Source organism: Actinomycetota bacterium (assembly GCA_018334075.1).
In the GTDB taxonomy this organism is placed as follows: Bacteria; Actinomycetota; Coriobacteriia; order Anaerosomatales; family UBA912; genus JAGXSC01.
In genome coordinates this window covers 1-21,038 of the sequence record JAGXSC010000047.1, presented here as the reverse complement: position 1 = coordinate 21,038, position 21,038 = coordinate 1, and the positions used below count along the sequence as shown (strand labels likewise).

19 protein-coding genes are annotated in these 21,038 nt (G+C 59.1%); 2 read left to right on the top strand and 17 right to left on the bottom strand.

The features are described from left to right. Positions 1-155 precede the first annotated feature (155 nt). The 5 genes from recJ to tgt form a co-directional block, all read right to left on the bottom strand. Entirely contained in the window at positions 156-3,770 is a 3,615-nt protein-coding gene (gene recJ, locus KGZ89_06735; GenBank protein ID MBS3974541.1) for a single-stranded-DNA-specific exonuclease RecJ, read from the bottom strand. Positions 3,771-3,791: 21 nt separating this feature from the next. Beyond that, positions 3,792-4,688 carry a protein translocase subunit SecF gene (gene secF / locus KGZ89_06730; protein MBS3974540.1) on the bottom strand — a complete coding sequence of 299 codons (897 nt, stop codon included), beginning with the start codon at positions 4,686-4,688 and terminating at the stop codon, positions 3,792-3,794. Further along, complete coding sequence (secD, locus tag KGZ89_06725; protein MBS3974539.1) at positions 4,681-5,952, bottom strand: protein translocase subunit SecD; 1,272 nt, start codon at positions 5,950-5,952, stop codon at positions 4,681-4,683. Before secD ends, secF begins: the two co-directional genes overlap by 8 nt. Positions 5,953-6,008: 56 nt before the next feature. Continuing rightward, the gene (gene yajC / locus KGZ89_06720; GenBank protein MBS3974538.1) at positions 6,009-6,314 is read right to left on the bottom strand and encodes a preprotein translocase subunit YajC; all 306 of its coding nucleotides are present in this window, start codon (positions 6,312-6,314) and stop codon (positions 6,009-6,011) included. A gap of 88 nt (positions 6,315-6,402) precedes the next feature. After that, entirely contained in the window at positions 6,403-7,524 is a 1,122-nt protein-coding gene (gene tgt, locus KGZ89_06715) for a tRNA guanosine(34) transglycosylase Tgt (GenBank protein ID MBS3974537.1), read from the bottom strand. 120 nt (positions 7,525-7,644) lie between these two features. On the opposite strand from tgt, the gene KGZ89_06710 reads away from it, so the two are divergent. Continuing rightward, complete coding sequence (locus tag KGZ89_06710) at positions 7,645-8,193, top strand: RNA polymerase sigma factor (protein ID MBS3974536.1); 549 nt, start codon at positions 7,645-7,647, stop codon at positions 8,191-8,193. Next, on the top strand, positions 8,190-9,284 hold the full coding sequence (locus KGZ89_06705) for a hypothetical protein (protein MBS3974535.1): 1,095 nt from the start codon (positions 8,190-8,192) through the stop codon (positions 9,282-9,284). The genes KGZ89_06710 and KGZ89_06705 overlap by 4 nt, the downstream gene beginning before the upstream one ends. Here KGZ89_06705 and queA read toward each other — a convergent pair. The 12 genes from queA to KGZ89_06645 all read right to left on the bottom strand — a co-directional run. Beyond that, on the bottom strand, positions 9,273-10,310 hold the full coding sequence (queA, locus tag KGZ89_06700; protein MBS3974534.1) for a tRNA preQ1(34) S-adenosylmethionine ribosyltransferase-isomerase QueA: 1,038 nt from the start codon (positions 10,308-10,310) through the stop codon (positions 9,273-9,275). The genes KGZ89_06705 and queA overlap by 12 nt on opposite strands. A 94-nt stretch (positions 10,311-10,404) precedes the next feature. After that, positions 10,405-11,826: a PH domain-containing protein gene (locus KGZ89_06695; protein MBS3974533.1), complete on the bottom strand. Its 1,422-nt coding sequence runs from the start codon at positions 11,824-11,826 to the stop codon at positions 10,405-10,407. Positions 11,827-11,920: 94 nt separating this feature from the next. Then, positions 11,921-12,400: a PH domain-containing protein gene (locus KGZ89_06690; protein ID MBS3974532.1), complete on the bottom strand. Its 480-nt coding sequence runs from the start codon at positions 12,398-12,400 to the stop codon at positions 11,921-11,923. A gap of 26 nt (positions 12,401-12,426) precedes the next feature. Beyond that, the gene (locus tag KGZ89_06685) at positions 12,427-13,437 is read right to left on the bottom strand and encodes an ABC transporter ATP-binding protein (protein ID MBS3974531.1); all 1,011 of its coding nucleotides are present in this window, start codon (positions 13,435-13,437) and stop codon (positions 12,427-12,429) included. A gap of 4 nt (positions 13,438-13,441) precedes the next feature. After that, positions 13,442-14,458: an ABC transporter ATP-binding protein gene (locus KGZ89_06680; protein ID MBS3974530.1), complete on the bottom strand. Its 1,017-nt coding sequence runs from the start codon at positions 14,456-14,458 to the stop codon at positions 13,442-13,444. A 2-nt stretch (positions 14,459-14,460) separates the two neighbouring features. Next, positions 14,461-15,363 carry an ABC transporter permease gene (locus tag KGZ89_06675; GenBank protein MBS3974529.1) on the bottom strand — a complete coding sequence of 301 codons (903 nt, stop codon included), beginning with the start codon at positions 15,361-15,363 and terminating at the stop codon, positions 14,461-14,463. Then, entirely contained in the window at positions 15,360-16,337 is a 978-nt protein-coding gene (locus KGZ89_06670; protein ID MBS3974528.1) for an ABC transporter permease, read from the bottom strand. The genes KGZ89_06675 and KGZ89_06670 overlap by 4 nt, the downstream gene beginning before the upstream one ends. Positions 16,338-16,448: 111 nt before the next feature. After that, positions 16,449-18,098 carry an ABC transporter substrate-binding protein gene (locus KGZ89_06665; protein ID MBS3974527.1) on the bottom strand — a complete coding sequence of 550 codons (1,650 nt, stop codon included), beginning with the start codon at positions 18,096-18,098 and terminating at the stop codon, positions 16,449-16,451. A gap of 68 nt (positions 18,099-18,166) precedes the next feature. Further along, positions 18,167-18,760 (bottom strand): ATP-binding cassette domain-containing protein, encoded by a 594-nt coding sequence (locus tag KGZ89_06660; GenBank protein ID MBS3974526.1) that lies wholly within the window; start codon positions 18,758-18,760, stop codon positions 18,167-18,169. Beyond that, positions 18,750-19,685, bottom strand: coding sequence for an ABC transporter ATP-binding protein (locus KGZ89_06655; protein MBS3974525.1), 936 nt, complete (start codon positions 19,683-19,685; stop codon positions 18,750-18,752). The genes KGZ89_06660 and KGZ89_06655 overlap by 11 nt, the downstream gene beginning before the upstream one ends. Then, the gene (locus KGZ89_06650; GenBank protein MBS3974524.1) at positions 19,678-20,514 is read right to left on the bottom strand and encodes an ABC transporter permease; all 837 of its coding nucleotides are present in this window, start codon (positions 20,512-20,514) and stop codon (positions 19,678-19,680) included. Before KGZ89_06650 ends, KGZ89_06655 begins: the two co-directional genes overlap by 8 nt. 38 nt (positions 20,515-20,552) lie before the next feature. Next, positions 20,553-21,038 (bottom strand): ABC transporter permease (locus KGZ89_06645; protein ID MBS3974523.1); only part of this gene is annotated, 486 nt, incomplete at its 5' end.

Here is a 21,038-nt window from a genome sequence, read left to right as displayed (position 1 = left end):
AAACGGCTCGCCGGATTTGCGAGCCTGGCCCTCGTGAGCATCACGAGCAAACTCGTACGCGTCTTCCAGAGCCGAGAGATCGGCGTCGGGGAGGTACTGCTGGAGATGCTTCTCTATGTCCGCTATCGTTGCTGGCATACTCCCTGCCCTGCCGTTTAGTGTGTTGATGGAAGGATAGGTTGATTGACCCGCGCAAGCAAATCGAGCGGAGAAGCGCCAAGCGCCCACTGGCGGAAAAGCTCGAACTCCTCGATCTCACGAAGCCCTTCGGCGTAACGCACCGATTGTGTCAGCTCGAGCTTGGCGGGTGCAGGAGTTACAACCGTGATCCTGCGGTACGGGCCGTGCCCCTCGGTTGTGACGAGGCCAAGCTCGCGAAAGACGCCTATTGCGGTGGACGCCGCCTTGTCGTTGACGCCCGATGCCCTCATGCGGGCAGCCACGCGGGCGGCAAGCTCAGCATTGGTCATCTCGAAGCCCTCGCCGCAGGCCTGCTGTTCCTCCTTGAGGGCGAGATAACACGCGGCCATCTCTTCCCTGCCAGGCGCTCCCGCCGAAAGAATCAGCTCATTGATGCGCCCGTCTTGTTTGCCGAAGAGTAAGTGCACTCGCGCAAGCGCCCCATCACGACCCGCACGGCCGGACATCTGATTGAACTCGACCTCGTTGAAGGGCAGATTGTAGAGCACGACATTGCGGATGCCGGCAATATTCACTCCCTCGCCAAACGCGCTTGTCGCCACAACAACCGAGAGCTCATCGTCCCTGAAAGCGCGCTCGACGGCACGACGCGCCGCCTTACCCAGGCCGCCATTGTAGAAAGCCACGCGAAACCCGGCTTCGGGCACGCGCTTTCGCAGCATTCGAGCTACCCGGACCGTCTGCTCCCGCGAGCTCGTGTAGACGATCGCCTTCTCGCCGTGTGTGACAAGCGCAGCGAGATAGCCGTCCTTGTCCTTGATGTCGCGCCGATCCTCCATGACCAGGTTATCTCGAATCGCAGGGTCGCAAATGACGGTCGAGACTTTCAAGGTCTCGCGAATGGCAAGCGCGGTCTTCTCCGAGGCGGTGGCGGTGACTGCGAGCACCCGGGTCGGATCGCCGATCTTCTCTATAGCTTCATTCAGCCGAAGGTAAGCCGGCCGGCGCGCCTGGGTGGCGGCGCCTATGTGGTGCGCCTCGTCGACAACGACAAAGCCCACGCTGTTTGCCGAGGCGAACCTTTCGGCATGGTGCACGAAAAACTCGGGCGTGGTGAGCACCACCGAGATCTTTCCGGCGGCAAGAGCGGCAAACGCCTCGTCTCGCTGCGCGGGCGGAGTCTCGCCTGTCAGGGTCGTGACAGAGAGCCCTATTCGCGCAAACGCCTCGGACAGGTGATAGTGCTGGTCCGATACTAGCGCCCTCAGCGGGAAGATAAACACCGACGACAACTGCTCGCGCAGGGCGAGCATCGCGGCGTGCAAGTGAAAGATGAGTGACTTTCCACGCCCGGTCGCCATGACGGTAAGGCATCGCTCGCCGCGCTCTAAGGCTTCCAGCGTCGTGCGCTGCGCTTCGAGAAGCTCCCTATCGCCGATAAACTCGGCTATCAGCGTGCGCCGCAGCTCCTCGGCGGATAGCAGGCGAAGCTGCTCGAATTGGGCGATATCGTTGGATGCTATCTCCTGGTCGCACGAGTTGCCTCTGCGGGTTACGAGCACATTTACCCCAAAGAACCGACCGTCCTCACCGCCGGTGACGTCTGTGATCTCCACATCGTATTCGACGCCAGCGTCAATAGCGGGCGCGAGGACAGCGGCCAGCCTGCGGTTGAGAAAGCCTGCCTGGTGGCCGTGAGCGTCGAACAGGGCGATTGCGTTGGTGTCGTACGGGTTGTCGGGCTGTCGCCGCATCGCCAGAGACATTCCCGGGCGCACGTGCTCGATCGCGCTTTGCCTGCCCTCGAAAGTGACCCCAGCAAGCTTCGTGTGAAACGAGTCAGCATCCGCTATGCCGCAGTACTCTTCCCGGACGATCGTATCGTCCGCGCGCAAGAACAACTCCTCGACGAGCTCTTTCGCTGGTGCGTAATCAGAGACCGGTCGAAGCTCGAGCTCGCGAACGAGCAACTGAGTCCGGTGACGCCCCCGCCATGAGTCAACCCCTAGCTCGAAAAGAAGGTTCACGGGCACTTCGGTCTCTGAGAGCCTCTCGATGTCTCGGCAGCGAAACGCTATAGCCTCGATGCTCGTCACCCCATCAAAAGCGGTGAAGCGGAGGTGATTTGCGGTCTTGCCAACCCTCTTTCGCGAGGACATGAACACTCCGTTGGCCGAGAAGAGCGGCGCAGGGTTGCCGTGCCCGAATGGCTCGAGCAGCAAAAGCTCCTCGCCGAGATCGACCGAGGCTTGCTCGAGGGTTATGGCGGCGTCGCACGTACGCTCGATAACAAACTGCTCTTCGGGCAGGGCTGCGAGATGCCCGAGAAGGCACTCGCGAAATCCGTCAACGGCCTCAGACGCCAGTGTGACCCCCACCGCAGCCGCGTGCCCCCCAAAGCGCTCGGCCAGATGAGAGCACGCTGAGACCGCAGCGTGAAGGTCGATGGAGCCGACCGATCTTCCAGATCCGCTGGCAACACCCTCTTTGAGTGCGAAAAGCACACTCGGCACGCCGTAGATGCCGGATAGCCGAGAAGCCACGATCCCCTTGACGCCCTCGTGCCAACCCTCACTAGCAAGCACCAGCGCCCGATCACCACGACGATAGTGGCGCTCCGCCAGAGCCAGTGCCTCTTCATGCATCTGCTGCTCGACAGCTTGGCGAGCGAGATTCTGCCCGTCGAGGATGCTCGCGAGCCTGGCGCACTCGTCAGGGTCGTCACTCATCAACAAGGCCAGTGCAACCTCCGGATCGCCCATGCGGCCCGCGGCGTTCAGTCTCGGCGACAAGGAATACGATATCTCCTGCGACCTCATGACGTCGGTCTTGACACCGGCGACAGCGCTTAGTGCCAACAGCCCTGGGCTCGGCGAGGTGCGCATCCTCTCGATGCCATCGGCCACCAGTGCGCGGTTTTCCCCGACAAGCGGCACGACGTCTGCGACCGTGCCGAGTGCCGCAAGATCAGTCAGTGTTCGCCATGTGATCTCATCACCGATGAGCAGGCCAACCGCCTGCAAAAGCTTTAGCGCCACGCCCGCGCCCGCAAGGGAGAATGACTCGCACGCAGGATCAAGTTTTGGGTTTACCACCGGGATGCCTGATGGAACATCATCCCCTGGCTCATGGTGATCCGATACAACCACGTCTACGCCAGCGGCACGGATCCGGGCGACCTCGGCGGAAGCCGAAACACCACAATCGACAGTAACGATGAGGGCAGGGTGCAGCGAAAGGACACGCTCGATACTTGCAGCCGACAATCCATAACCCTCGACAAAACGGTTAGGCACCGTGACCTCGACATCGGCGCCATATGCAACAAGGCCGCGCGCGAGAAGCGCCGCTGAAGAGATGCCATCCAGATCGAAGTCACCGAAAACCACGATCCGCTCCTTGCGAGCTATCGCAGAAGCGATTCGGCGGGCGCCATCTTCCATGCCGGGGATCAGGAGCGGATCAAGCCAGTCGCGAGAGAGATCGGGCTCTATGAACCTTTGTATCGCATCCGGAGTGGTAACTCCGCGTCCTGCCAGGATTTGACAGAGCACCACAGAAAGTCCCGTTATCTTTGAGAGCTCTTCTGCAAGTCCTAGCTCTATCTCCCTTACTGACCACATGTTCACTTCGCAGAAGCGCAATGCGTCCTACGACGCCTGCACATACCTTTTGGCAAGCGCACGAAACTTAGGTTCACGCTCTTTCCAAAGCACGTAAATTGGGCTTGCCACACCTATCGAAGAGTAGGTGCCGATGAGAAGTCCGACGGTTAGCGCGAATGCGAAGTCCATCAGGGTTTCGCCGCCAAAGAGCAGAAGCGCAAGGACGGGTATCACCGATGTGACCGATGTGTTTATCGTCCTTACAAGCACCTGATTGATCGAGGTATTAGCCATCCGGGTAAAAGTGGTACCCACCAAGGCGGTGGTGTTTTCCTTCATTCGATGGAAGACAACGACCGTGTCGTAGAGTGAGTAACCCATGATGGTGAGCAGCGCGGCGATGGTATTCGGCGTGACCTCCCTGCCGGCGAGCGAATATATCCCAAGAACGATAATGATGTCGTGAAAGAGGGCGATTACCGCGGTAACCGACATCTTGTACTCAAAGCGAAGTGAGACATAAAGAAGTATGGCCGCGATGGACAATACAAGCGCCAGCAGCGCCGCGTTTGTCACGCTCGCACCCCACCCCGGGCCTATCGTGGTGATCATACCCTCTCCCCGATCGAGCCCGAGAACAGCAGCCGCCTCGGCAAAAGCGCGGTTTGCCTGATCTGGATCCCGCTCGCCGGAACGAACAATGAACCCACCATCGACCACGGGTTGCACCGTGGTGTCTTCGAGCCCGGCATCGGCAAAAGCTGACCTGACCTGATCGGCCTGAAGAACCTTGTCTGTAGCAATGTTGACTACGGTACCGCCCCGGAACTCTACGCCAAAGGTAAGGCCGCTTATCGCAAGCGCACCGATCGAGACAGACAGAAGCAATGCCGAGATAATCGCGTATATCTTCATGTTGCCCAAAAAGTTGATCTTAGGCATTGGTGCTTCCCTTCGGTAAGGCGAACCAGCGTGGCGCTTTTGCCATCACATTCTCGGCGAGAATCATGATGAGAGGGCGCTTGAGCAGGAACATTCCGATCAGGTCACACAGTATTCCTATCATGAGCGTCAGTGCGAAACCGCGGACCGGCCCGATGGCGACAAGGTAAAGGACGAGCGCCGAGACCATGGTGACCAGATCGGCGTCGACTGAAGTGCCAATCGCGTGCCGGGTGGAAGACTTGGCGGCGCTGCGGATCGTCTTGCCTGAGGCGACCTCTTCCTTGAAGCGCTCGTTCATCAATATCGACGAGTCGGCCGCCAATCCGATGGTCAGCACAACCCCAGCGATTCCGGGTAACGAGAGGGCAAACCAGCCAAGGGTCGAGAGCACGGCAAGGACGGCGAGGAAAATCGAGGCGAAGACAAAGAGAGAGAGCAGTGACAACACACCGAGCAGGCGATAGAAAGCGAGAAGATATATGCTGACCATGGCCAGTCCGGCCAGAATGGCATAGAGCCCACGATCCAAAGATTCCTGTCCGAGAGTCGGACCGACAGCTCTGGCCTCGGAAAACTCAAGTGTCACGGGCAAAGCGCCTGTTTCGAGCACAGTCCGAAGCTGCGTCGCTTCTTCGACAGTAAAGTCCCCGGTGATGGATGTCTGCCCGCCCAGTATCGGCTCTTGCACCACAGGAGCGGACTGGACCACGCCATCGAGCACAATCGCGATCTGACGCCCAACCCGCGCAGTGGTGATCTCCGCCCATCTTTGCGTACCTTCTGGACTAAAAGACACATCGACCGAATAGTTGCCAAACTGGTCCGTGCTGATAGAGGCGCCGGTGATAACATCACCTCTCAGCAGAACCTCGCCGAGCACTGGAGCTCCGGTTGCATCGACACTCGGCACGTCACGAATCTCAAGCTGCCCTGTAGCGCCGAGCACAGCAAGGGCCTCCTCGGCATTACCGATTCCCGGCAACTGCACGAGTATCGACGAGGCGCCTTGACGCTGGATCGAGGCCTCGGCGGCACCGAGCCTGTCGACCCTGTTGCGCACGATAAACTCCGCGCGGTCCATTACAGCATCGGTAACGGGTGTCGCGGTCGTCTCCTGTGCTGTCAAAATCACAGAAAGCCCACCCTGTATGTCCAGCCCCTGGGTTATCTTTTCATCCGCAGGCCAAAACAGGTACCACGAAACCGCGACCAGAACGATCACGATTACAACCGCAAGGGCGTTGAACTGCCTTAGATTCATTGCCGTCTCTTCCGTGAATAAGTCAGCTTGACTAGATACCCGCTAATCACATGCCATTATTTCTTACCGGGATCGTCATTTGAGGACTCGCCGAGGGGAGGAATGTCTACCAGGATCTTGGCGATCGCAGCTTTTTCGAACTCGAGCTCAGAGCCATCAAGGACCCTCAGGACGACAGTCTCGTCTTTCAAGGTTACGACGGTGCCTCGAAGTCCACCGATCGTGACCACGCGATCGCCCTCGGAAAGCGAAGCTATCAGCTCGCGCATCTGCTTGTTCCTGACCTGTTGCGGCCGGATGATAAGCAGATAGAACGCGGCGATCAAGATAACAATGTATATGATGCTTATAGTTCCTTGCACTTGTTAGACCTCCGGACAATCAGTCAATGTTTGCGGTTGCCATAATACACTACCGAAAACTCACTATGGGCAAATCTGAGCCGAGAAATTAATAATCATCCGCACCGGGGCCTTCGAGCCATCGCTGCAAAAATGCACCATACTCGCCGCGCTCTATGGCCGCGCGCGCCTCGACAGTGAGATTCGTCAGAAACGCCAGGTTGTGAATGGAAAGGAGTATCGAGCCGAGCATCTCCTTTGAAAGAACGAGGTGCCGCAGGTAAGCCCTTGAATATCCCTCGCAAGTCGGACATGCGCACTGCGGGTCCAGCGGGCCGAAATCACTTTTGTACTTCGCGTTCCTGAGATTCATTCTCCCGGTCGAGGAGAATGCCGTGCCTGTCCTTGCCGTTCGCGTCGGCAAAACGCAATCGAACATGTCGATACCTAAACCGATAGCCTGGAGCATAGAGGTCGGACTCCCGACCCCCATCAGGTAACGCGGTTTGTCTTTGGGCAGAATGCCGTGAAGTGGCGCGAGAGAATCAAGCATGAGATCGTGCGGCTCGCCCACCGAATACCCTCCGATGCCGTAACCGGGAAACCCGATCTGAACGAGGCGCGACGCACTCTCTTCACGCAGATGCCGGAAGACGCCGCCCTGCACGATACCGAAGAGGGCCTGATCGTCTCGGCTATGAGCCAACTTGCATCTCTGCGCCCACTCCAGACTTCGCCTGACGGCAGTTTCAACCAGGCTTTCTGTTGCCGGATACGGCGGGCACTGATCGAGCTGCATGATGATATCCGCGCCGAGACGCTCCTGAACGCGCATGTTGTCCTCGGGGGTCCACCTGTGCAAAGTGCCATCAACGATGCTGCGGAAGGTAACACCGTCGTCATCGACCTCCAGCGTATCGGCGATCGAAAACACCTGAAAGCCTCCGGAGTCGGTAAGGATGGGTCCCTTCCAGTTCATGAACGTATGCAAGCCGCCCGCGCCTTCAACTATCTCGAGTCCCGGCCGAAGATAGAGGTGATAGGCGTTGGCCAGAAGTACCTGCGCACCTAAATCGGCTAACTGCGGAGTCGTCACACCCTTGACAGTCGCCTTTGTGCCTACGGGCATAAAAACCGGTGTCTGCACCGGCCCGTGTGGGGTCAAAAGTGTTCCGCTGCGCGCAAAAGTGCTTGTATCGGCGGCATGCACCGTGAATTGAAACGAGGTCATTGGCACATAGTAGCAGGAGATCACAACTGCGGTATCCTTACACTCAGCAGAAGTGATAATTTTGCCGATATTCGAACCAACCTTTCTCGAGTTACGTCTGACATATACGAAAGGACCCCGATGACCTTGGACCGCCTCGAAGAGACGAAGCTGGTCGAGGCTGCTCAGACAGGCGACATTGACGCTTTCGAGTCCCTCGTCCGGGCCCACTCCTCGGCGGTTTACGCTCACGCGATGCGGTTTTTTGGCGAGAAGCAAGCTGCCGAGGACGTTTTGCAGGAGGTGTTTATCAAGGTGTACCGCTCGCTTGCCGGATTCAACGGCCAGTCGGCGTTTTCCACGTGGCTCTTCAGGGTGACGCGCACCACGTGCCTGGACATGCTGCGCTCGGCGAAAAGACGACCGCTTCCTGTCGATCCGGTCGATATGCTTGCGCTTGTCGAGGCCGACCATGCGCCCGGAGTGATAGAGAGCGTCACGCTCGAAGACGCGATGCGGGCGCTTTCACCCGAGGATCGCGAGGCTCTCTCGGCGGTAACGCTTTTCGGCATGAACTACGCTGAGGCTGCCGATGCGCTAAATGTGCCGGTAGGCACCGTCAAATCGCGTGTTTTTAGAGCACGCCGAACGCTACTGTCCGTCCTGGGACTTACGAAAGACCGATCATGAACAGCCCCGAATGCATAAAAGCGCAAGAGATCGTCTCCGCGGCCTCCGACGGCGAGGTGCTTTCCGCCGAGGACGTCCGGTTGGCGAAAGCGCACTGCTCCGAGTGTGCTTCGTGCACGAGCTTTGTCAGGGGACTCGCGAGTATCCGCAATCTTTCTGGGCCTCAGCCGACTGAAAGCGCTGTTGCCGCCACCGTCGCCGCGATCAGAGAGATCGCCACGTCTGCTTCGGCCGCGCAGGAGCAATCAGCCGCCGGAGATGCAAGCGACGGGATCGCCGCCGGAGATGCAAGCGACGGGATCGCCGCCAGAGATGTCGGCGGCGGGAGTACAACGAAAGACATCAGCCCAGGATGGGTTGGCGAGGCGCAGCGAATACTGCAGGGGAAAGGCGCTTTAGCCTGGGTAGGAGCGGCTGCCTCCATCGTCGTTATCGCGGCGGCCGGAACGATCGTCGGCGTGAACTATCTCCTTGAGCCGCCGACGCCAGTGGCGGAAAACGCGACGACACTTCAAGCCGATATGTTCTACGATCAGCCTGTCGTCCCACCGGCAAACGGCGAGCCTGCCGAAATTCAACCTGAGCGTGCACAGGCGCCTGCCAATGGCGGGAGATTCATCGTCTTCAACGGATTTGTCTACGAGGTAGACGAGCGCCGCGCGCGACCTCCCGCGGGTGATCCAACCGAGACGATTATGAGTGATCTTGGATCGGAACAGATCGCGGCTCGAGGCGTACACATCTCAAGCGAGGACAATACGATCTTGTTCGTCGCCGCCGAGGACGGTGCCTACGAGGCAAGGCTTGTCACCCGCACGCTCGACCGAAACCTCTACGCGCTGCGATCCTCGCCAATCGACATGTTTGGCGTCTGGCCTACCCTGCCTACCGAGTTCACGACGCCGGAAAGCCCGGACGGCTCGCCTGTCTTCGAGAGTGCCGGAACCGATGACCGCGGGGCTCAGATCTTCGTTCCTGTGGGCAAGACACCGGCGGAAGGCTTTGCGATCGCTCCAGAACCGCCAACCGGCGACCCTATGGCCGGCTCCCAAAACTGGACCTGGTGGGCGCCGTTTAGCTCACCTGATTAGCATGGCGTCGCCGAAGGAAAGCATCCGGTATCCTCGGCTAATTGCTTCCTCGTAAGCCCCAAGAACCACTTCACGGCCGGCGAACGCGCTTATCATCATCAGCAGCGTCGAGCGCGGAGTGTGAAAGTTCGTGACCAGAGCATCGATGGCCTGGAAGCGATACCCCGGCAAGATGTACAGGTCGGTCTCGCGGGCCTGAGGTACGATTTCGCCTGCCTCCGCGTCCCATGCGCTTTCGAGAGTTCTCGCCGAAGTGGTGCCGACCGCAACGACCTTGCCGCCTTTGCCTCTCGCGGTGTTGATTACCTCGGCGGCTAACGGGCCTACCCTGAAATACTCCTTGTGGATCGAGTGCTCGTGCGGATCATCCTCGGTTACCGGCCGGAAAGTGTCGATGCCGACATCTAGCTCAACGCGGGCTATACGCACTCCCATCGACTCTATTCGCTGGAGAAGCTCCTCTGTGAAGTGCAATCCCGCCGTCGGAGCCGCGGCGCTTCTCGCCTCGCGTGCGTATACCGTCTGGTAGGTCGACGGGTCATCGAGCGGGCGAGTTATATACGGCGGCAGGGGCATCTCGCCTATCTTGTTGACAACATCCTTGAAAGCGAGACCCTTCTCGGGAGAAAAGCGGACCAGCCGACCGCCGGAATCTTCCAGCCTGTCTACCACAAGGGCGCGCATCATCCCATCGCCGAATATCATTCTCGCGCCGGGCATAACCCTGCGGCCTGGTTTGACCAGGCACTCCCAGGTGTTTTCGTAACGCTCACGGAGCAAGAGCACCTCAACCGCGCCGCCTGTCTCCTCCTTGACGCCTTTGAGGCGTGCGGGCATCACCCTCGTGTCATTGACGACCAAGACATCGCCCTTGGACAGATACTCAGGCAACTCCCTGAAGATCCGATGGTCGATCTGACCGCTGTTGCGATCGAGTACAAGCAGGCGGCAAGAATCGCGTGGCTCCGCCGGCTCTTGCGCTATAAGGCCGCTGGGCAAGTCATAATCGAAGTCCTCAGTGCGCATCTTCTCGCGACTCCTCGTCTCTATCATTTAAAGGTACCAGCAAAACACTAAATCACCGATGAAATCCTACCGATTTCTGATTACGCAGGATAACCTAAGGTGATCTGAATCGCACCCACTCGATAAGTTTCCACGCGTCGGCCTGATCGATGTCGCGCACGTTAAAGATTGGTATCAGCGACGATGAGGCGATAGTGACGCGGACTGAAGCAACCCCTAGCATTCTTTGCAAAGGACCCTGGGATACGCTGAGCGCCTGAATTCGGTGGCGCCTTATCAGCACTGTAGTCCGCTGGATCCTTCGGCGTCGAATAACAAGCGTCGCGTCGTCCGTCCCTAAACCTGCGTCATGATGCGCGAGCACCGAGAAGGCGCCTAGGATAACAGGAGCCGCGAGTGCCAGCCAGCCGTAAGGCAGCACTATCGCAATGGGCACGGCAATCATCAGTGGCAAGAGAGTCCCGCGCAACAAATATAGCAACAGAGAACGGCGCGGAAGCTTTTTTATTCGAGGCATTGTATATCCGGGCAACATTTTCTCGAAGAACAGCCTTACCTCCTGATGGTCGAGGAGAGGATGCAAGACTGTAGGTCCGCCGAGGTCGCCTGGTGTCTCCCTGCCCCCCGTCTCACCCCCTGCCACTCCCGCGCTATCTACACTAACCATGAATCTACCGATCAGCTGTCCCAAAATGGACTCGACCAGACGCACTCCCTGTATCCGGCCGAAGGGCACGGTGCGAGTCGAGCGATGAAGTAGGCCCTTTTCGACCCGCAGCTCCTCCCCTTTTCGCGTAACTGAAAACTCCCAGTAACGCAAGGCAGCCGAGACTGCCGTCGCAAACCAGGTAACAAGAAGTGCCGGGACGATGGCAAGTAGCAAGACTCTGTCTAAGATAGCTCCCGATACCCCAAGGAAGTCGCTTCCCACAACCAGCAATGCAACAACCGATCCGGTCAACTGCAGAAAGGGCGAAATAAACTCTGAGGTAGCGGCTAGAATAGCCAGATTTCGATCACTGAGAATCCACACCGTCGAAGGCTCCGGGGCTGGAGGTGGCGTCGCTTCTGCATCGGACTTGGGCGCTTCTGCATCAAGATCGGACTCCTCCTCGCCACTAGCTTGAGAAATATCGGGTCGCGAGGCGGTTTTCAGTGCTCTCAATGCCTGAGTCAACGCCTCGGCGTCCACGATTGAAAGTGCTGGGATTGAAACCTCTGCCGCGGCACTCTTTCCGGCGGTATGAATGTTTAGCACTACAAACCCGAGCAGCCTGAATATGATGTTGGCCTGTGTGTCTATCGCCTGTATCCTCTGACCGCTCAAGCGAGTGGTCCGGCGGAACAATATACCTTGCTCGACGAAGAAGACGTCCCCATCGATCATGAAGGAAAACCTGAGCCAACGAAGGTAACTGATAAAAATTATGGCTAAAGCGCTGACGATCAAAAGCGCAATCACAAGCAGCACGAGAAGCCCAAGCGGAATCCGGTCGAAAGTAAGTATCACGCTCACGGGGAGAAGGGTTCCCACAAGCAAAGAGCCCGGCCCAGAGCGAAAGCTCTGGAGCACGTGGGTGATCACCCCCGCCGGATGTGCCCGACGAGGCTCAGACCACATCTTCGATCATCCCGGCACGCGCTGCGATAAGGTCGCGCAACCTGTCCGCCACTTCGTTGGAGAGCGCCGGGATCTCATGCGATTCGCCCGCTGTTACCACTGTCACGCTTGCGAGTCCGAAGGCTCTCAGCAAGGGCCCGGCCTTGGAGTCGACGTGCTGCACCTTTGACATTGGAATCACAACGCGGGTTTGGACCAGCAGACCGAACTTCAGGTAGATCTCATCATCGAGCACCTCATAGCGCCATCTCATCCAGCGAACTTTTGGCGCTACTCCAATAGTGACGATCGCATACACCGGAAAGAGCAGTGCGGCAAGAACGGCAATAAACCAGGGGATAATCTCAAATACTGTTAGCAATGCAACCGCAGCTACCACCACTAAAGCTGGCAGTGCGGCCAGTGCGCCGCTTATTCTCCAAACGATAACCGCACGCTGGTCAATTCTTTCAACAGGATCAGGCCGCATGTTCAGCAATCCATTCCATCGAATGATCAGTCGCCGGCAGTGGTGACTTGAATTGGAAACGGCTTTGCGAAGTGACAAGCGACATGGTGCCCGGGGGCCGCCTCACGAAGCTCAGGCACTTGCTCGGCGCATATTGGCATCTGGGCAATAGGGCAGCGAGTATGAAATCGGCACCCTGATGGCGGGTCGATAGGACTTGGGACGTCTCCCTGTAAAACGATGCGCCCGCGGTCCCTTTGCGCATCGGGATCCGGCAACGGCGCGGCTGACAACAGAGATTGAGTGTACGGATGGTGCGGACGATCATAGACCCCCCTCCAATCCCCTATCTCAACAATCTTGCCCAAGTACATCACCGCGATTCTATCAGAAATGTGACGAACGACAGACAGATCATGGGCGATGAAAAGATAGGTCAGGCCGAAGGCGACCTGCAACTCCTCGAGCAGGTTTATGATCTGCGCCTGGATCGAGACGTCCAGGGCCGAAACAGGCTCATCGCAGACGATAAGCGATGGGTTGAGCGCCAATGCCCTGGCGATTCCCACGCGCTGCCTCTGTCCGCCGGAAAACTCGTGCGGATACCTGTTCGCGTGCTCCGGGTTCAAGCCGACGGTATCGAGGAGCTCCCGAACACGCTTTCGACGCTCCTCCAAGGTCCCGATAGCGTGAATCGAAAGTGGCTCTCGGACTATCTCGCCGATTGTCATGCGCGGATTTAGCGATGCATATGGATCCTGAAAGATTATCTGCACGTCACGTCGAAACGCCTTGAGCGCACTTCCCCGCAAAGCGCCGATGTCGACTCCCCTGAACTCTATCGATCCGGAGGTGGCATCGAGCAAGCGCGTGACGCATCGGCCGGCGGTGGATTTGCCGCAACCCGACTCGCCGACAAGCCCGAGTGTCTCTCCCTCATCTATGGTAAAGGAGATATCATCCACCGCATGTACTTTGCGGCCCAAGCGCGAACCCAATACCCCCTGCTCAACAGGGTAGTGCTTGTACAATTTTTCCACTCTAAGGATCTCGGCCATGCTTTTAAGCCGCTTTCCATTTAGCGGGATCGACGCCCCGTATAAATTCGCGAGCTCCAGCAAAGTGACATGCGGCCAGGTGCCCGTTCCCGCAGTCAATAAGTGAAGGAACCTGTGTCCGGCATATATCGGCGGCGTACGGACATCTTGGATGAAACGCGCACCCGGAAGGAACGTTGATGAGGCTCGGCGGATGGCCCGTTATGGGCAAAAGAGCGTCCTTCTCGCTCACATCGTGCCTCGGAATGCTGTCGAGAAGCCCCCACGTGTAAGGGTGTTTGGGGCGATAGAATACTTCAGCAGATTTACCGTACTCCACCTGCTTGCCCGCGTACATCACCATCACTTCATCAGCGACATCCGCAACTACGCCGAGATCGTGCGTGATCATGATGATCGCGGCGCCTGTCCGCCGCTGCATCTCAGTCATAAGCTCAAGAATCTGAGCTTGAATAGTCACATCGAGTGCTGTTGTCGGCTCATCGGCGATCAGAATGTCCGGATCGCACGCGAGCGCCATCGCGATCATCGCCCGTTGCCGCATGCCGCCGGAAAACTGATGGGGATAGTTGCCGGCACGTTCGCTCGCATTCGGGATGCCGACCATTTCGAGCAGCTCAATCGCCCGCTTTATGGAGTCTTTGCGGCTCATCCCCTTGTGAATCATGAGCGTCTCGCCCACCTGACGGCCGACCTTATACACGGGATTCAGAGACGTCATGGGATCTTGGAAGATCATAGCCATGCGGTCTCCTCGAAACTCCCGTACCTGCGAGTCGCTCATCTTCAGGATATCTACGCCATTATAGAGAGCCTCGCCCGAGACGATGCGACCAGCAGGTTCAGCCACAAGTCGCATGAGCGAAAGTGCGGTCACGGATTTTCCCGAGCCGGACTCGCCTACCACAGCCAGTGTTTGGCCGGGATCCAGAGAAAACGACACTCCGTCAACGGCCCGCACAATGCCGTCGCGGGTGAAAAAGTGTGTGGCCAACTCCCTGACCTCTAAAAGTTTAGGCATCTTCAGTCCTTCATCTTCACATCAAGGGCGTCACGAAGGCCGTCGCCCATCAACACGAATGCGAGCACTGTGGTCAATATCGCGAAGCCGGGCCAGATGGTAAGCCACGGAGCGCTGAACATCAGCGCTCTGGCGTCCGACAGCATAAGCCCCCACGAAGGAGTTGGTGGCTGGACTCCCATTCCAAGAAATGAAAGAGCAGCCTCGGTAATGATCGCTCCGCCGATGCTCATCGTCGCGTAAACGATGATGGGGGCGATCGCGTTGGGCATGATATGCCTGAAAAGTATCCTCACATGCGAGGCTCCCATTGCGCGGGCCGCCTCCACATACTCGTTTTGCTTTACGGAGAGTATCGAACTTCGAAAGACCCGGGCGATACCCGGCCATCCCAGAATACCAATGGCTATAAACACGTTTTGATAACTGGGTCCGAGAACCGCGATCAGCGCTATCGCAAAAAGAATGTAGGGAAAAGCAAAGAACACATCAGCCGAGCGCATGACAATCGTATCGGCAAGTCCCCCGAAATATCCCGATATGGCGCCGAGCACCACTCCTATCAACAGAGAGATCGACACCGCTATTATGCCGACCATAAGCGATACCCTCGCGCCATAAATAACTCGCGAGAACACGTCCCGGCCCAGTTTATCGGTCCCGAACGGATGCTCTAGCGAAGGAGATTGCAAGCTCGCTCCAGGTGTCGTGTCTATCTTCAGTGGATCCGCGAACATGTGAGGCACCCATAGATCGGCGGTCACCGCCATGAGCACCACGACTAAGATCCAGCTGAGACCCAATATCGCGAGCCTGTTCTTTCGAAGGCGACGCCAGGCGTCCCCCCAAAGGGTCCGCCCTGCTCCGTCGGCTACCTTGCCGGTGGTCATCTCGGCGGTGGTCATTTTGCCTCACCCCCGTATCGAATCCGAGGATTCAGCGCGGCATAGCTCAAGTCCACGAGCAGATTGATGACCATCACGATGATAACGACGATGATCACGCCTCCCATGACCACAGGCCAATCCCGCTGACCGACGGCAAGGAATATCTCTCGGCCGACTCCCGGCCAGGAAAACACGGTCTCGGTGAGTATCGCGCCTCCCATCATCGCGCCAAAGTCTATGCCGACGAAGGTGACAACCGGGATCATCGCGTTTTTGAGCGCGTGGCGAAATGTGACGGCCCGGCGCGAGAGTCCTTTGGCGTACGCGGTTCGGATATAGTCCTGTCCGAGCGCTTCAAGCATCTGGCTTCGCATGATTCGCGCCACATACGCAGTGGAGACCGATGCCAGCGTGAGCGCGGGCAATATGACATGAGCCCAGTCGGGAAATTGTGCGGAAGACATCCCTGAGATGGGGAGAAAGAAAGTCTCGTTGGTCCACTCTTTCATCTGGATCCCGAAGAATATCTGCAGGAGCATGCCTAACCAGAAGACGGGCACCGAGACCAACACCGATGTCGACAGCGTAACGAAGACATCCCAAAACGAGTATTGTCGCACGGCGGAAATGATTCCAGCTGAGATTCCGATCAGTATCTCGATTATGATTGCCGCCAGGGCTAATCGTAGCGTGTTGGGAAACTTCTCGGCGAATATATCGACGACCGGACGGCCTCTTTGATACGACTCACCGAGATCGCCCTGCACAAGATTCGTGACATACATCCAGTACTGCGTGTGAAGCGGCTGATCGAGGCCGTGCTTTTCGACTATCTGGGCGCGCAGCGCTTCGGAGATGGGGCGTTCTCCGGTGATCATCCTGACAGGATCGCCAGGCAGTATTCCCGGCGCCCGCAGCATAAACAACAACAATGTCACACCCAGAAATACCGGAATCATCTGAAGCAGACGCCGGAGGACGTACTTGAGCATCAACTTTCCTTATCTGGCAGTTGCTGGCCGAAGGTCTAAACAACGGTGCCGGAGCGCCCGAATAGGCACCCCGGCACTCGTCGGCGTTACATCACCCTACCACGAAACGATCTACTGCCTTAGCCAAACGCTCTGGAAGTCAAAGAGTCCCTTCGGGCTGAAGACACCGTTCATAACCCTGTCCGACGCCACTCTCGTGTGGCTGTAGTACATCAAGGGAATGACAGGAGCGTCCGCGCCGATCTTGGTTTCAATCTCCTGGTACAGCTCAACTCTTTCCTGATCATCAACCGTCTTGCGAGCCGCGGTCAGCATCTCGTCGACCTGAGCGTTGGCATAGCCGGCGAAGTTGTCTCCGCTGCCGCTCTTGAAGAGCGGGTAGAGGAAGTTGTCCATGATCGGGTAATCAGCGATCCAGCCGAGACGGGCTATCTGGTAGGTTTGTTCCGTGAGCCTGTCCAGATACTGCGCCCACTCCATGCCCCTCAGTTCACTTTCGATGCCAAGCGCTGTGAGGTCGTTTTGGACAAGCTGCAATATCTCCTCGTGGCCTGCACCGGTATTGTACTCAAGGACGATCGTGGGAATGCCCTCGCCGTTTGGATGACCGGCCTCGGCGAGCAGCGCCTTGGCGGCCTCGACGTCATACCTGGAGAACTCCCAGGCATCCTCCTGGAAGCCCACTATTCCCCTGGGAACGATTCCGGTCGCCGGAACGCGAGTTCCCTCGAACAAGATGTCACAGATGGCCTGACGGTCGATCGCAAGCGACAGCGCCTGGCGCACCTTCGGGTTTTGCAGCACGTCATCGGTGTTGTTCATCAACAGATAGTAGACACCCAGTTCGGTGCCGAGGATAACCTGCTCACCCGGGTTGACCGTGTAGCCATCAGGGCTTTCGCCATGCTGCCCTACCACAGCCTCTATCTGTCCGGCAGGTATCTGCACGAAGTCAAGGTTCCCGGCTTGAAACTCAAGGAATGCCGTGTCCTGATCGGCCAGAATCCTAAACTCAATCCCGTCGATGTTGGGAGCGGTACCGTAGTAGTCAGCGAACCTCTCCACTTTGATGTACTGGTCGCGGGCCCATGGCTCACTCATCTTGAAGGGGCCGTTACCGATAGGCATCTCACCGAACGCCGCCGGATCCTTCTCAACCTCTTCTTGGGGAACGGGAGCCAACGCTGGATGCCCCACGACATACTCAAAGTCAGCGAAAGAGTAGCTGAGTGTGACCTCCAGGGTCGTATCGTCGACAGCTCTGACACCAGCAAGCTCGGTAGCCGCATCGGCTTGCATCTCGTCAAAACCCTTCACCGCCGAGAGGTGATAGCCGATCTCCGACTGGTTCTCAGGATTGGCGATGCGCTCCCAGGCGTACTTGAAGTCCTGGGCGGTTACCTCGCGGCCGTTGTGAAACTTGGCGCCCGGCACCAGACGGAATGTCCACACCGTCGCGTCAGCGTTGGATTCCCAGCTCTCCGCAGCGGCAGGCTTTACCTCGGAGGTCATCGGATCGAAGGTCACAAGGCTGTCGAAGAGCGCCTGACCGACCTGTGTTCCCTCGGTCTCCTGCAAGTTGAACGGATCAATGAACGCCGGTTCACTGATAAAGAAGCTCATGGTGCCGCCCTTTTGAATTTCCTGAGGAACTTCAGCGGGCTCCTCGGGCTGGGGGGCGCAGCCAGCAAATACCAGCAGCATTACTAGTGCAAGCGCCAGGCTAACCTTGAGCGCCAGCAGTTTTCTAATCTTTCTCACGGGCAATCCTCCGTTCGGTTGCACTCACTAGAAAGGTGCTAAGCCAGCTATTCAATTTCACCCACATTCTACACAATTACCACCCGATCGCACAGCGCGTAAATGAGCGAGCGCTCATGACTGACGACGAGCACGCCTAGGCCGCGGCGGTCCACGGTCTCGCGCACGGCGCGCCAAAGCTGCGCCTGGGTGATTGCATCGAGCATCGTCGTCATCTCGTCCGCGATGAGGACCCGGGTGCGTGGCGAGAGGGCGCGCGCCACGCAGAAGCGCTGGAGCTCGCCGCCGGAAAGCTCGTTCGAGTAGCGCTCCAGCCACTCGGCTTGTATGCCGAGCATCTCCATCGTGCCCTCGTCGACGCGCCAGCCCTCGCTCGCGACCTCGCGCATTCGCCACCGGGGGTTCACCGCGTGCTCGGGGTGCTGCGAGACGAGCTGCACCGGGCAGTATCCGGAGCGCGGAAGCAGGGCGCCGTCGAAGAGCACCCGGCCTTCGCGCGGACGCTCGTGCCCGGCGAGCACGCGCGCGACCGTGGTCTTGCCGCACCCGCTCGGCCCGAGCAGCCCCACCACCTCGCCGGCGTCAACGGCGATGTCAAGCCCTCGGAAGACCCACGGGCCCGCGCCATAGCGAAATCCGATGCCGTCAGCCTCAAGCAGCATGGATGCACGCCACCATCCCGCCTCGCACGCCACGAAGCGCGGGACGCGTGGCGGCGCATGCGCTCGTCGCGCAGTCGCATCGCGCGCGGAAGGCGCAGCCGTCCGGCATGTCATCGTAGGATGGCTGAGCACCAGCGACAAGCGCAAGGCCATTGCGCGGAAGCGCGCGCCAGAGAGCGCGTGTGTACGGATGGCGGAGAACCTCGCCGTCCGACGCGAAATCGTTCGCCGGGCAAACTTCCACGGTAGTTCCTGAGTAGAAGACCGCGATTCTGTCGGCGATGCCGATAGCGGTCTCGATGTCGTGCGTGATTAGCATGACGCCTTTGCCCTCGTCGGCCATCTCACGCAGGTGCCGCATCGTCTCCGCGAGCGCTTCGGGGTGAAGCCCCGGTGTAGGCTCGTCGGCGATGATGAGCGAGGCGCCGGAGATGACCGCGGTCGAAAGCAGCACACGGCGCGTCATACCGCCGGAGAGCTGTGCCGGGAACGAGCGCTCGACTTCAGGCGTCAGTCCATAGCGCGCGAAAAGACGCCGCTGCGCCTCGGTCCGGCTACCGTTGCCGTTTTCCGGCACGCCCCAGCGGACCTGCGGTCCCACCCGCATGAGCGGATCGAGATACGTGACAGCCTGCGGGACGAGCGCGATCTCACGCCCGCGCGCTTGTCGCTGACGTTCGGGGGTGAGCTCCTCGCCGCCGAACAGCATGCCGCCGCGCACCTCCGCGTTGCCAGGCAGGATACCGAGGATGGCGTGGGCGAGCAGGCTCTTTCCCGAGCCGCTCGCGCCGATCACCGCTAGTACCTCTCCTCGGCGGACATCCACCGAAAGTCCGCTGATCACCTGCAGCGTCCGACGGCGTAAGCCTGTCTCATAGCGCGTAAACGAGATTGAGACGTCAACGATGTCGAGAAGGTCACTCATGGGCCGTCTTGGGGTCAAGGAGCGCGCGGACATTATCGCCGAGGAGATCAAATGCCCGAACTACCACGAGCAACGCGAGTCCGGGGAGCAAGGCAAGCCACCAGCGACCGGTGGACAGGTGCATCATGGCCTCGGCGAGGATAATGCCGACGGCGGGTTCGTGAGGCGGGAGGCCGAAGCCGAGGAAGGTGACCGCCGCCTCGTGCAGGATGGCGTGCGGGAAGAGCAAGACGAGCCCGACGAGAAACTGCGGGAGCACGTGCGGTAACATGTGGCCGGTGGCGATGTGCAGGTTCGATCTGCCGAGCCGGCGCGAGACCCGGATGAACTCCGAGCCCCGCAGCGCGAGAATCTCGGCGCGTATGACCCGGGCGAGCGTGGGCCAGTGCGTCAGCACGATGCCGATGGCCACCCCGCGAGCGCCCCCCCCGAATGCGAACGAGATGAGGATCAGCAAGACGAGGTGCGGCACGCTGAGGAAAAGGTCGATGAGCCATGAGACGGCGACGTCGACCGTCTTGCCCAGCGTGGCCGCCGCCGCGCCGAGCGCGAGCGCAAGAAGCGCGCTGAAGCTTGCCGCTGCCGCGCCGAGCAAAAGACTTGTCATAAGCCCTTGAGCAGTGCGCGTGAGCATGTCGCGGCCGAGCCAGTCGGTGCCGAAAGGGTTCGAGAGCGAAGGCGCCTGGTTCCTCGCGGCGAGATCGGTCGCCAACCGCGAGTCAGGCAACAACGTCCCGGCAGCGACAATCGCAAGAAGCGCGAGCGCGGCGAGTGTGGCGGTCAGAAACGCGTGCTGGCGCCCGCTGAACGCGCGACGGGCGCTCGGCATGAGTGTGGCGCGTGGTCGCGCCTGAGCGCCTGCTCCGTTCATGCAGGTGCCTCCGCCTGGGTACGCGGGTCGACCACGCGGTAGAGCAGATCGGCGATAAGATTGCCCGCGAAGACAAACAGCGTACTGAAGATGACGGCGCCAAGCAGGAGCGGCACGTCTCCATGAAGGCCGGCTTGTACCGTCGCCTGGCCGATTCCAGGGTAAGAAAAGACCTGCTCGGCAAGGACGGCGCCGCCAAAAAGCTCGCTAAAGCTCGCGAACTGTAAAGTCAGAGCGGGTAGCGCGACATTGCGCAATCCGTGCCGGATGATGATGCCGGTCTCAGACTCACCCCTGGCACGCGCGAACAGGGCGTAATCACTCGCGAGCACGTCGATGAGTTTCTGCCGGGTGTGCAGCGCGATGGGCGCCACACCGATGATGCTCAGCGTGAGCGCGGGCAAGACAAGATGACGCAAGCGGTCGAGCCAGGTAACGTCCTCGGCAAGAACGCCTACGGGCGACGCGAGCCCCATCGGCAG